Annotated in this window: 12 protein-coding genes, 1 tRNA gene and 1 pseudogene; 5 read left to right on the top strand and 9 right to left on the bottom strand. The window is 66.7% G+C overall.

Annotated elements, in window-relative coordinates; all coding sequences use genetic code 11:
* The first annotated feature begins 364 nt into the window (after positions 1–364).
* From AC5Y5B_RS24435 to AC5Y5B_RS24420, 4 genes are all read left to right on the top strand, one after another.
* On the top strand, positions 365–1,312 hold the full coding sequence (locus tag AC5Y5B_RS24435) for a GGDEF domain-containing protein (RefSeq protein ID WP_112634748.1): 948 nt from the start codon (positions 365–367) through the stop codon (positions 1,310–1,312).
* A 66-nt stretch (positions 1,313–1,378) separates the two neighbouring features.
* Positions 1,379–1,915: a hypothetical protein gene (locus AC5Y5B_RS24430; protein ID WP_500007142.1), complete on the top strand. Its 537-nt coding sequence runs from the start codon at positions 1,379–1,381 to the stop codon at positions 1,913–1,915.
* Positions 1,916–1,935: 20 nt separating this feature from the next.
* Positions 1,936–2,424, top strand: coding sequence for a glutathione peroxidase (locus AC5Y5B_RS24425; RefSeq protein ID WP_500007140.1), 489 nt, complete (start codon positions 1,936–1,938; stop codon positions 2,422–2,424).
* A gap of 84 nt (positions 2,425–2,508) precedes the next feature.
* Positions 2,509–3,204 carry a TetR/AcrR family transcriptional regulator gene (locus AC5Y5B_RS24420; RefSeq protein ID WP_500007139.1) on the top strand — a complete coding sequence of 232 codons (696 nt, stop codon included), beginning with the start codon at positions 2,509–2,511 and terminating at the stop codon, positions 3,202–3,204.
* Here the strand turns inward: AC5Y5B_RS24420 and AC5Y5B_RS24415 are convergent.
* The 8 genes and pseudogenes from AC5Y5B_RS24415 to AC5Y5B_RS24380 form a co-directional block, all read right to left on the bottom strand.
* Complete coding sequence (locus tag AC5Y5B_RS24415) at positions 3,176–3,598, bottom strand: methyltransferase (protein ID WP_430919962.1); 423 nt, start codon at positions 3,596–3,598, stop codon at positions 3,176–3,178. The genes AC5Y5B_RS24420 and AC5Y5B_RS24415 overlap by 29 nt on opposite strands.
* The gene (locus AC5Y5B_RS24410; RefSeq protein ID WP_500007138.1) at positions 3,531–3,815 is read right to left on the bottom strand and encodes a hypothetical protein; all 285 of its coding nucleotides are present in this window, start codon (positions 3,813–3,815) and stop codon (positions 3,531–3,533) included. Before AC5Y5B_RS24410 ends, AC5Y5B_RS24415 begins: the two co-directional genes overlap by 68 nt.
* Before the next feature lie 238 nt (positions 3,816–4,053).
* Positions 4,054–4,152, bottom strand: a pseudogene (locus AC5Y5B_RS24405) (hypothetical protein); the annotation flags it as partial.
* A 434-nt stretch (positions 4,153–4,586) separates the two neighbouring features.
* Positions 4,587–5,381: an RsiV family protein gene (locus AC5Y5B_RS24400; RefSeq protein WP_500007136.1), complete on the bottom strand. Its 795-nt coding sequence runs from the start codon at positions 5,379–5,381 to the stop codon at positions 4,587–4,589.
* 187 nt (positions 5,382–5,568) lie between these two features.
* Positions 5,569–5,645, bottom strand: a tRNA-Met gene (locus AC5Y5B_RS24395).
* Between the two features lie 77 nt (positions 5,646–5,722).
* Positions 5,723–6,259, bottom strand: a complete 537-nt coding sequence (locus AC5Y5B_RS24390; RefSeq protein WP_112634753.1) for a cupin domain-containing protein — start codon at positions 6,257–6,259, stop codon at positions 5,723–5,725.
* 42 nt (positions 6,260–6,301) lie between these two features.
* Positions 6,302–7,006 (bottom strand): nitroreductase family protein, encoded by a 705-nt coding sequence (locus tag AC5Y5B_RS24385; protein WP_112634754.1) that lies wholly within the window; start codon positions 7,004–7,006, stop codon positions 6,302–6,304.
* A gap of 16 nt (positions 7,007–7,022) precedes the next feature.
* A complete protein-coding gene (locus AC5Y5B_RS24380; RefSeq protein ID WP_112634755.1) occupies positions 7,023–7,673 on the bottom strand; it encodes an HD domain-containing protein in 651 nt (216 codons plus the stop codon).
* A gap of 136 nt (positions 7,674–7,809) precedes the next feature.
* Here AC5Y5B_RS24380 and AC5Y5B_RS24375 point away from each other — a divergent pair, with 136 nt between their 5' ends.
* Positions 7,810–8,754 (top strand): GlxA family transcriptional regulator, encoded by a 945-nt coding sequence (locus tag AC5Y5B_RS24375; protein ID WP_112634756.1) that lies wholly within the window; start codon positions 7,810–7,812, stop codon positions 8,752–8,754.
* A 3-nt stretch (positions 8,755–8,757) separates the two neighbouring features.
* Here the strand turns inward: AC5Y5B_RS24375 and AC5Y5B_RS24370 are convergent, their stop codons facing one another.
* Entirely contained in the window at positions 8,758–11,739 is a 2,982-nt protein-coding gene (locus tag AC5Y5B_RS24370) for a UPF0182 family protein (protein ID WP_500007133.1), read from the bottom strand.
* Between the last annotated feature and the right edge of the window lie 67 nt (positions 11,740–11,806).

Below are 11,806 nucleotides of genomic sequence, written 5' to 3'. Positions count from 1 at the left end.
TTCGGTGAAGGCGCCGCGGAACTGCCCGTACACCAGGGCCAAAATCAGAACGCACACGACTAGCACGGCGACGGCGATCCACTTGTACGGCGGGATCCGTTGCGAGTTGATCTGCATGGGCGAGCCGGGACCTGTTTTTGTCGACAAGACCGCCGCCGCCCCTCACGTCCGCGCCGAGCCTGCCGGCGCGGCGAAAAATCCCTCCCCTGCCTTTGCCAGGGGCTCCGACAATTGTGCAATAACGAGTCCAGTGAATGTACCGCGGCGGCCGACCTTGTGCGAACCGCCGTTCACAAATTCGGCGGGCGCCGAAAAGTCACCCAGCCATGGCCTCGCCGGGCGGCCACGACCTTATCCTTGGCAGATGTCCAGGCGTGTCGCCTCGCAGCCGTCGGTCGGGCGCTGGCACGCGATCGGTCTGATCGCTTTTCTGTGCTTGCTCATTATGTATGCGGTGGAGGCACGCGTGGCCGGCGGAGTCGACCCGCGGCTGTTCTGCCTTCTCGCCGGGTCGGGTGTTGCGGCCGGAGCCGTTGGTTGGCTGGGGACGCTTCGCGGCTGGCAAGACCGTCGGGCCCTGCTGGCCGGCTGGCCGGTCGCGTCGTTGATCGTCACCACGCTGGCCGGAGCGATCGATCCGCGGGTCACCCTGGATTTTCCCGGCACCGTCACGATCACGTTCGCCTACATCGGTCTGACCTGCCCGCGATGGCGATCGCTGGCCTTCGTGCCGCTCGGCGTCGCGGCGTTCGTCGTCGGCGGCGCCAAGGTTCTTCCGGGCGCGTTCACCACCGTGGTGCTGGCGGTAGCCATGTGGGTGATCGTCGCCGAGGTGCCGGCATGGCTCATCGCCCGGCTGGAAGAGCAGAGCGCGCTGCTGCGGCAGATCGCGCACACCGACGCGCTGACCCAGCTGCTCGACCGGAGCACCCTCGGACCCCAGCTGTCGGCGCATGCCAGCGGCTCGGCCGTCGTCCTCATCGACCTCGACAACTTCAAGCGCTACAACGACACCCACGGCCACGGGGCCGGCGACGAGCTGTTGGTGTCCTTCGCCGACGCGCTGCGCTGGTCGGTCGGCGAGGCGGGCACCGCTTTTCGCATCGGCGGCGACGAGTTCCTGGTGCTGCTGGTCGGTGCCGAGCGCGCCGAGGCCGAGCGGATCCTCGATCGGCTGCGCGACCGCTGGGCTCAGGATGGCGAACCGGTCGGCTTCAGCGCCGGGATCGCCGTCGGCGAGCGGGACCTCATGCGGCTGGCCGACGAGCACATGTATGCCAACAAGCGCTCCCGCGATCTGTCCGCCGACTGAGCCGTCGTAGTGAGCGCGCGGTCTACGCTCGATGAGGATCGCGATGAGGACAAAGAAAGGTGCGCGATGCTGGCAGCGTTCGGATTCGAATCCCTGGGCGTGGTCGTCGGGGACATGTACTTCATCGACCCGTCCCCGCTCGAGGGTCAGGAGACCCCGGAGCGCGGAGTCAGACTGGAACTGCGCCTCGTCGAGCGGGCCGAGCCGCAAGGCTCGATCTACGCCGGCGTCCCGTTCGCCTTCACCCGCCCGGTGTGGCGGGTGGACCTGTTCGGGTCCACCGAGAGCCCGCCCGGGACCCTGGACCGCGCCCATCACCACCCGCAGTTCAACGGCTGGGAACCCAGTCGCCGGCACTTCGTGCCCGAGCTGTCGGCCGACCCGCTGACCTGGCTGTCCGAGCAGCTGGCCGACCCGGTCGCCGTGCTGGCCCGCGCCGGCGTCGGCGCGGACGAGGTCAGCGAAGCCGACACGGCCGGGCTCGCGGCCGCCGCTCCGGAGATCGTCGCCGCGGTGAAACGGTTGCTCGACGGCGTGCGCAACGGCGAATTGGCCCCGGCACCCGCCGAGCCGGTCGCCGCCGCCCGCACCGGCTGGCTCTGACGTGCGTTAGCGTCGTCGGCGTGACACTGAAAAACATCGCCCTGACTACCCTCGACGGCCGGCCCACCACGCTGGCCGAATTGTCCGACGGCGCAACGCTGGTCGTCAACGTAGCCTCCAAATGCGGGCTGACGCCGCAGTACACGGCGCTGGAAAAGCTGGCCACGGACTATCGCGATCGCGGCCTGACCGTCGTCGGCGTCCCCTGCAACCAGTTCATGGGCCAGGAACCGGGCACGGCCGAGGAGATCCAGGAGTTCTGCTCGACGACCTACGGCGTGACGTTCCCGCTCCTTGCCAAGACCGACGTCAATGGCAAAGGCCGCCACCCGCTATACGCCGAGCTGACCAACGCCGCCGACGCCGACGGACAGGCCGGCGACATCCAGTGGAACTTCGAGAAGTTCCTGCTCGCACCCGACGGTGCGGTGGTGCGCCGCTTCCGCCCCCGCACCGAGCCCGACGCCCCGGAGGTCATCAGCGCCATCGAGGACGTGCTGCCGCGATAGGCGGGCGCCTGCACTTAGTCCTGCCGTTGGGCAGCAAACCGTGGCCAACCTTTTCACTATGGGTTGAAATGATAGGGTTCGCACGTGCCGCCACCTGGGAATACGACGAAGCGACGAGGCAGGCGCCAGGGTGGACCGGTATCGCGCGACGCGGTCCTGCACGCTGCGAAGCAGCAGTTCGCCAAGCGCGGCTATGACAAGACGACGCTGCGAGCGATTGCCGACGATGCGCGGGTCGATCCTTCGATGGTGCTGTACCTCTTCGGCTCGAAGGCGGAATTGTTTCGGGAGTCGATGAAGCTGGTGCTGCCGGCGAACCTGTTGACGAACGAACTCGCCGAGAAGGACGACGATGTAGGACGCCGCGTGGTGCGGGCCTACCTCGGCATTTGGGAGCGGCCCGATACGGCCGCCAGCATGGCCTCGATGGTGCAGTCGGCGACGTCGAACAGCGATGCCAACGAGGCGTTTCGCGGTTTTCTGCACGACTATCTGCTCACTGCCGTGGCCAACGCTCTGGGCGGCGGCGGCGAAGCGCGACTGCGTGCGATGCTGGCCGCCACCAGCCTCGTCGGCACCGCGATGTTGCGCTACATCATGCGTGTGCCGCCCCTGTCATCGCTCGGAGTCGATGAGGTGGTCGCGCTCGTCGGTCCCGCAGTGCACCGATCCTTGACCATCCCCGCCGACGAGCTGGGGTTGGACCTGCCGCCCAGTAAAACCCGGGCCGCCCAGACCACGGGCCCCGCGGCTACACTGCGGTCGCCTCGAGGATATTGAGCGGCGACACGGTTTCGACGACGCGGTTCAACCGGAAACCGGCTTGACCGAACAGCCGGTCGTACTCTTGGGCGATGCGTTCGCGCGCGCCGGCAACGACCAACATCTCGATATCCACCCACTTGCCGTGGAAGTCGCGATCGTGGTCGGGAATAACGAACTCGCAGAGCAGAATTCGCGCGCCGGTGCGAGCCGCGCTGCGGACGTTGTTCAAGATGCGCACCGCGTCATCCTCGGGCCAGTCATGGATTACGTTTTTGAGCACATACGCGTCACCGCCGGCCGGCGCGGAATCGAAGAATGAGCCCTGCTCGATCCGGACGCGGTCATGGACACCGTTCTCGCGCAACAACTCTGGAGCGCACGCCACCACCTCCGGGAGATCGAACAGCACGCCGCGCGAATTCGGAGCCGCTGAATGGCGGCCAGCAACCGACCGTGGCCGCCACCACATCGACGATCGTCGCGAAGGTACTGAAGTCATACGCCGCCGTCAGGGGCGCGATGGAGAATTCGGACAGATTGGTCATGGCGGAGTTGAAAATCCGGCCGAGCTTCGCCTCGCCAGCCAGGTACTCGAAGACCGTTTTGCCGCGAAGCTTTGGAATCACCGGTTTCCCGGTCCGAATTGCTTCGGTCAGGTGGCTCCAGTGCTCGCGATGCTGAGGCGACCCGACCCACCTTTGCCATCCCGGCCATCACACCGGCGCGTCGGTCCGCAGCGTTTCGGCGAGCGGATTGAGGGCGTAACGGCCGTCTCTGCGTCGCCGGAAAATGCCGACGCCGATCCGCGCGCAGCAGTCGCCGCAGCGCGGCGGTGTCGGCGCCGACCCGGCCCGCCAACTGCTCCCCAGACAACGGACCATCCGCGAGGGCGTCTGCCACTCCAAGATCCGCGGCGGTCGCGACCGCCTGAGCGACCCATCCGTTCAGGGTCGTCTCCAGCATCACCACCGCGGGCGGAGCAAAGCGTTGGCGCAGACCCGTCAAGTGGTGGCGGGCGCGTTCAACGGCTCGCGCTACCTTGGCCGGCGGAACTTTCGACGTCAATTGCCACCTTCTCACGCACTTCGAACGGGCACCTTCTACCCTGCCCGCAAACCAACAATATTTCAATAGTCATTGAAATATTGTCCGGATCGCTCTAGAGTCCTGCCAGGGGGCCGGATGAATGGAGCTGCCATGTCGCGTCTAGCCACCAAGGTCGTCGTTGCGGCGATCCTCGCCTTCACCGCCGTCACGGCGAGCGGATGCCTTCCCACGGCCAGCGTCGAGCCACCGCTCGGCGTCGCAGCCGGTTAGTGCGGTCGCGGCAGGGTGGTGGCGCGCCGCGCCACCACCCGAGCCCAGCGGGGAGAGGTCTCGAACCTGCGTTGCGCTCGTTAAGCGAGCATGGGGTCGATCGCGGAGCGCGGTACCAACACCTGAGGGGCACCCGCCGCGTCGGGCAGCATATGACCCTGGTCGAAAAAGAAGATCACACCGTCGTTGGTGACGGCGAAATTCTGATAGTTCGCCGGGTCGTAGAGGACGGCCGGCGCGATGGTCACGGGCGGCGCGGTCGGCGCCTGGTTCGCCGGCGACGTGGTCTGCGTCTGGTTCGCCGGCGGCGCGGTCGGCGCCTGGCCCGCCGGCGGCGCAGTCTGCTTCTGCAGCTCGCTCTGCACGATGGGCGCGACGGTCGTCAGCGGGTCGTCGACGCGCCACAAGGGCGTGTTGTTCTTGTCGTCTGACGCTGCGGTCCACACAATCGCCTTGCGGTACGTCTGGTCCCAATTGAAGGACTTGTAGGTCGTCTGGGGGTGTGCGCCGACGTTCTGAACGACCTTCAACACCACGGCCTCGGTGCCGCGCGGCGGTATCGCCGACCCGTAATTCGTCGCCGAAATGGTCAGCTGGGAGGGCTGATCGCGGGATGCGGAGGATTTGGCGACGTTGAGGAAATCGTCGCGCTGCTTGGTAATGAAGTCGGCGATGGACTTCTCGTCGGGGTAGTTGGCCGGGAAGCTGATGTCGACGTTGTAGCCGACGTCAGCCATGTGGATTTCGCACGCCTGGCCCGTGTTGGCACCTTTGAGATCCGCGCAGTAATCCTTGGGCGGCGCGGCAGCGGCGACGCCAGCGGAGCCAAAGAGAACGAGGACCGTCGCGAACGCCGCCACCTTGAAGCTGCGCATGTGGGATCTCCTCCGACAACTCGCGGTACCGATGGACAGATGCAGGTAAAGATAAGCCATCGCCCCGCCGGCCATGATCGCCGGACTTCCGGAGAGGGCTCATCGGCGAACGGCGCCCGCCTTGCGCGCGAACGTCTCACCGGGCATGAAAACGGCCCCCGGACAAATCTCCGGGAGCCGTTTTACCTGGTAGCGGGGACAGGATTCGAACCTGCGACCTCTGGGTTATGAGCCCAGCGAGCTACCGAGCTGCTCCACCCCGCGTTGGTGAATGCCAGGTTACCGAACCGGTCTCTCGGCGACCAAATCGCGCGGTCAGCGGCCGTCGCAACCGCGAATGCTCAGTGCGATGGCGGGTTCAGCCCGTATCGCTGCGCGATGTCGTCCATCCACTCCGGGGACCCGTACGTCAGCCCGTATTTGTCGGCGAGCTCGCCGAACTCGGGCAACTCGTGCAGGGGCTTGCCGGCCGGATCCCGGTCGTGCTCCAGGAGCAGCTCGCCCAATTCGCGGAAGTAATTCTCGAATCCGCCCGGGGTGATGACCTCGATGATGCGGCCCGGCTCGCTGCCGGCATTCCACATCGCATGCATCTGCCCGCGCGGCTTGGTGATGTATCCGCCGGGACCCAGGACCACTTCGCTGTCGTCGGAACGGAAGCCGATCTCGCCGGCCAGCACGATCGAATGCTCGTCCTCGCGGGTGTGGCGGTGCGCCGCGGTGAGCAGGCCGACGGCGAACGGATGCTCGACGATGGACACCTCGCCGCCATTGGTCCTGCCGGACAGCTTGAACACCACCCCGAACCCCGGGAGGGTGACGACATCGCCCTCCCCCGGCTGCACCACGGTGACACCGATTGGATCTGAACCACTCATGCAACTACCTTCCTCGCAAATCCGTTGCGCCGCAAGGCCTATTCAGCCCGCCTCGGCCAGGTCGGCCGTCATCTCGTCGCGCGGCGGCCACAGCGGCTGCGGCACTTCGATGCCAAACGGCTTGTCCCAGCCGTTGCGGGACGAAACCTCTTGCACGGGATGGCGATTGGCCGCGACGCCCCACCTGCCCAACGGGTAGCCCAGGGTGAGCATGGCCGACATCTTCCAGCCCTGCTCGACCGGGACTCCCAGGAGTTCATTCACCTCGTCCTCGAAGTTGCGCAGCACCATCGTCATGACGCCGCCGACGCCCTCGGCACGGGCGGCGAGCAACGCACTCCAGATCGCCGGGTAGATGTTGGCGCCGCCAAGGTCATCGATGGCGTAGACGAACAGCAGCAGGGGGATCTCTTCGAAATGGTCGGCCAGGTAATTGCCCGAGCCCTTCATTCGGCGCATCGTTTCGGCGTGAGCTTCCGGATCCGCTCCAGGCGCCGTCGCCACCATCGGTCCCGTTCCCGCGCTGAACTTTTCGTATTCGACGGCGCGGGCCTTGCGGAACAGGTGGGCAAACTTGGCGATGAGTTCCCGATCGTCCACGGCCACGAAGTGCCAACGCTGGGTGTTGCCCCCGTTCGGGGCGCGCACGGCCGCATCGAGGATGCGGGCCTGGGTGTCCAGCGGGATCGGGTCCGGGCGCAGCCGCCGCATCATCCGGGTGGTGTAGAGGCCTTCGTAAATGTCCATTGTTGCGCTCCTTCCGCTACTCGGGCCAGCGGTTGTGCAGGATCAGGTCGACGAAGTCGACGCGCTCGAAGGCGGGATCGAAGTGCGCCAGCACGTCGGCGTTCATGGTGCCGGCGGTGGTCCGCGGCCGGTGCTTCATGCCGTCGTTGAACGCCGCCAGGATGCGCTGCTTGAACTCATGCCGCGGGTGCGCGGCGGTCACCGCGGCCAGCGCCTCGGGGTCGAGCTGCTCGCGCCCGACGCCGACCACGTCGACCTCCACGCCGGCCTGCAGCAAGGCGACCTCGGGGGCCATGAACTCGGGCACGCCGGGGGTGGTGTGCAAGGCGATGCCGAGCCACACCTTGTCGGCTTCGGCCCTGTCGACGCCGTGGGCCGTCAAGAAGTCCCGGGCGGCGTCGGCACCGTCGACCTCGAAGCGGACGGCCGAGCCGCGGTAACGCTCGGTCAGACCCAGGTCGTGAAACATCGCCGCGACGTACAGCAGCTCCGCGTCCGGCTTCAGGCCGCGGCGCAGGCCCTGCAGCGCGCCGAAGAAGAACACCCGCCGGGAGTGGTTGAACAGCAACTCGTCCTCGGTGTCGCGGATGAACTCGGTGGCCTCGCGCGCCAGCGCGGTGTCGGGGACATCGATGCCGGCGACGGTATCGATTGAGCTGGTGGTCATAGTCCTCATCTCCTTCGTGGTGACCGTTGCTATGAGTGTGCGGCGGTGGGGACGGATCGACCGTGGCCGTTCTGGCCGTCCTCCCCACAGAACGCGACACAATGGCTGCGTGAGCGACGCCAAGGCGAGTACGCGGGTGGTGGTCATCGTCGTATTCGACGGGGTGACGCTGTTGGATGTGGCCGGCGCGGGTGAGGTGTTCGTCGAGGCCAACCGGTTCGGCGCCGACTACCAGGTCAAGATCGCCTCGCTCGACGGACGCGACGTGACCAGCTCGATCGGGGCCCGGCTGGGCGTGACCGACAGCATCGCGGCGATCGAGTCCGCCGATACCGTCCTGGTCGCCGGCAGTGACAACCTGCCCGCAGGGCCCATCGACCCCGCCCTGGTCGAGGCCATGCGATCGGTGTCGGCCCGGACCCGGCGCCTGGCGTCGATCTGCACGGGCTCGTTCATCCTCGCGCAGGCGGGGGTGCTCAGCGGCCGGCGCGCCACCACGCACTGGCACGACACCCGGTTGCTGGCCCGGGCGTTTCCCGATATCACCGTCGAGCCGGACGCGATCTTCGTCCGCGACGGCGACATCTTCACCTCGGCGGGGATTTCGTCGGGCATCGACCTGGCGCTGGCGCTGGTCGAAATGGATTACGGGACCGAGCTGGTCCGCGACGTGGCCAGGTGGCTGGTCGTCTACCTCAAACGCGCGGGCGGCCAGTCACAATTCTCGGTGTTGGTCGAGGCCGATCCCCCGCCGCAGTCGCCCCTGCGCCCGGTCACCGACGCGATCGCGGCCGACCCCGGCGCCGACTACAGTCTCAAAAGGCTTGCGGCGCTGGCGTCCCTGAGCACCCGCCAGTTGACCCGGCTCTTCCAGGCCGAGCTCGGGATGAGCCCGGCGCGCTACGTCGAACTGGTCCGGATCGATTTCGCCCGCAACGCGCTGGAATCCGGCCGATCGGTGACCGAGACCGCGGGCCTGGCCGGCTTCGGCAGCATCGAAACCCTGCGACGGGTGTTCGTCAATCACCTGGGCATCAGCCCAAAGGCCTACCGGGACAGGTTCCGAACGGCCTACGCCTGAAAGCTATTTCGTGTTGTTGTACTTGGTGATCGCGTCGTCCAGCCGCTGCAGCGCCGCACCGTAGCCGGCGAAATCGCCCTTCTTCTGCGCGTCTTTCGCCGCGCCGATGGCCGCCTGAATCTCTTGCAGGACGGCCGCTTTCGCCGGCGACAGCGTCACCGACCCGTCGGAGACCGGCGGCGCTGCCACGGGCGGCGGCGATCCGGGCGTGACGGCCGGTGCCGGCGTGTTGGCCGGCGGACTGGCGGCGGGAGTGCCGGACTCGGTGGGCTGGATGCCCGTCGCCGCCGCGCCCGCGCCCGGACCGAACAGCCCGGTCAGGGCGTCACGTACGGTCGGGCCGTATCCGATCTTGTCGTTGTACATCATTGCCACCCGGATGAGCCGCGGATACGACGACGCCGCGTCGCTCGCGCCCGGCGAGGCGTACACCGGTTCGACATAGAGCAACCCGCCCTGGCCCACGGGCAGGGTGAGCAGATTCCCCCACCGGATCCGGTTCTGGTTGTCGCGCCCGATCACACCGAGGTCCTGGGACACCGCCGGATCGGTGGTGATCGCATTGTTGGCCAGCTTCGGACCGTTGACCTGACCCGGGATGGTCAGCACGGTGATCCTGCCGTAGGTCGCCGGGTCGGAGCTGGCGCTGATGTAGGCGGCCAGATAGTCACGCTTGAACCGGTTCATCGCGCTGGTGAGCTGATACGACGCCGTATTGTCGTTCTTCGCAATGTTTTTCGCCACGATGTAGTACGGCGGCTGGTAGCTGCTGGCCGTCGGGTTCGGATCAAGCGGCACATCCCAGAAGTCCGACGTGGAGAAGAACGTCACCGGATCGTTGACGTGATACTTGGCCAGCAGCATCCGCTGCACCTTGAACAGGTCCTCGGGATAGCGCAGGTGCTCGGCCAGCTCGGGGCTGATGTCGCTCTTCGGCTTGACCGTGCCCGGGAAGACCCGCATCCACGCCTTGAGGACCGGGTCCTGTTCGTCCTGCTGGTACAGGCTGACCGTGCCGTCGTAGGCGTCCACGGTCGCCTTGACCGAGTTGCGGATGTAGGAGACCCGCTTGTCGGGTGCCAGCCTGTTGAACGCCACCTCGTTGGAGTCCGCGGTCGCCGACTCCAGCGACGTGAGTTCGGAATACGGGTAGTTGTCCAGCGTGGTGTAGCCGTCGATGATCCACACCAGTCGCTTGTTGACGATCGCCGGGTACACGGCGCTGTCGGTGGTCAGCCACGGCGCCACCGCCTCCACCCGCCGCGCCGGGTCACGGTTGAACAGGATCTTGCTGTTCGAGCCGATCACGTTGGAGAACAAGAAGTTTCGCTCGGCGAATTTCGCGGCGAACACGCTGCGCGACAGCCAGTCGCCGATCGGGACGCCGCCGAGCCCGGTGTAGGTGTAGTTCTTGGTCTCGTTGCTGGTCTCGTAGTCGTATTCGCGATCGGTGCCGTTGCGCCCGACGATCGCGTAGTCGGCCGACGTGTTCGCGATGACCGGCCCGAAATAGACGCGCGGCTGGTCGAGCTGCGCCGGACCGTCGGACACCACGCCGCCGTTGGCGCCGACGACGTTGACCAGGAATTCGGGGTAGCCGCCGTTCTGGTTGGGGTCGTTGGCGATTCCGCGCACGGTGTTGGCCGGCGACGCGATGAAGCCGTTGCCGTGGGTGTAGACGGTGTGCCGGTTGATCCAGTCGCGCTGGTTGTCGATCAGCCGGTCGGGGTTGAGCTCGCGGGCCGCCACGACGTAGTCACGCAACGCGCCGTTGCGGTCCTGGTAGCGGTCGATGGAGAGCTGGTCGGGGAAGTAGTAGAAGTTCTTGCCCTGCTGGAATTGGGTGAACGCCGGGCTGACGATCGTCGGGTCCAGCAGCCGGATGTTCGACGTGGTGGCCCGGTCGTCGGCGACCTGCTGGGCGGTGGCCTGCGCGTCGCCGGTGTAGTTGCGGTAGGTGACCTGGTCGGACGTCAGGCCATAGGCTTGCCGAGTCGCGGCGATGCTGCGGCTGATGTATTCGCTTTCCTTTTGCGCGGCATTGGGTTTGACGCTGATCTGCTCGACGATCAGCGGCCATCCCGCCCCCACGATCAGTGACGAGAGCAGCAACAGGACCAGACCGATCGCGGGAATCCGCAGATCGCGCAGCACGATCGCCGAGAACACCGCGCCGGCGCAGATGAGCGCGATGGCCATCAGGATCAGCTTGGCCGGCAGCACCGCGTTGATGTCGGTGTACCCGGCGCCGGTGAAGGGCTTGCCCCCGCGGGTATGCGACAACAACTCATAGCGGTCCAACCAGTAGGCGAAGGCCTTGAGCAGCACCAGCACCCCGACCAGGGTGACCAGCTGGATGCGCGCCGATCGGCTCAGCGCCCCGGCGCGGCCGGACAGCCGGATGCCGCCAAAAATATAGTGGGCCAACAGGTTCGCCACGAAGGCCAGGAAGACCGCGACGAACAGGTAGGACAGCAGCAGCCGGTAGAACGGCAGCTCGAACGCGTAGAAGCCGAGGTCCTTGCCGAACTGCGGGTCCTTGATGCCGAAATCGCCGCCGTGCAAATACAGTTGGATGCGCACCCAATAGCTTTGGGCGACGATGCCGGCCAGCAGGCCGATCGCCACCGGAATTCCGGCGCTCACCAGTCGCAACCGCGACAGCACCAGGACGCGGTAGCGCGCCACCGGGTCGTTGTCGTTGCTCGGCACGAACACCGGGCGGGTGCGGTAGGCCACCGCCAGCCCGGCGAACACGATGCCGCCCACCAACAGCCCGGCGATCAAAAACACCACGAACCGCGTGACCAGCACGGTGGAGAACACCGAGCGATAGCCGAGCTCGCCGAACCACAGCCAGTCGACGTAGGCGTCGATCAGCCGCGGACCCGCGAGCAGCAACGCGATCACACCCAGTGCGATCAGGATCAGAATCCGGCTACGCCGAGTCAGCTTCGGCATCCGTGCGGTGGGCCGCATCCCCACTGGCTACGCTCCCTGATCGATTGCTAGACGGTGACAACTCTACGCATGGCACAACCCGTGATCGCCC

Source organism: Mycobacterium sp. NGS33, assembly GCF_059812885.1.
This window is presented reverse-complemented; position numbering and strand designations above follow the sequence as displayed.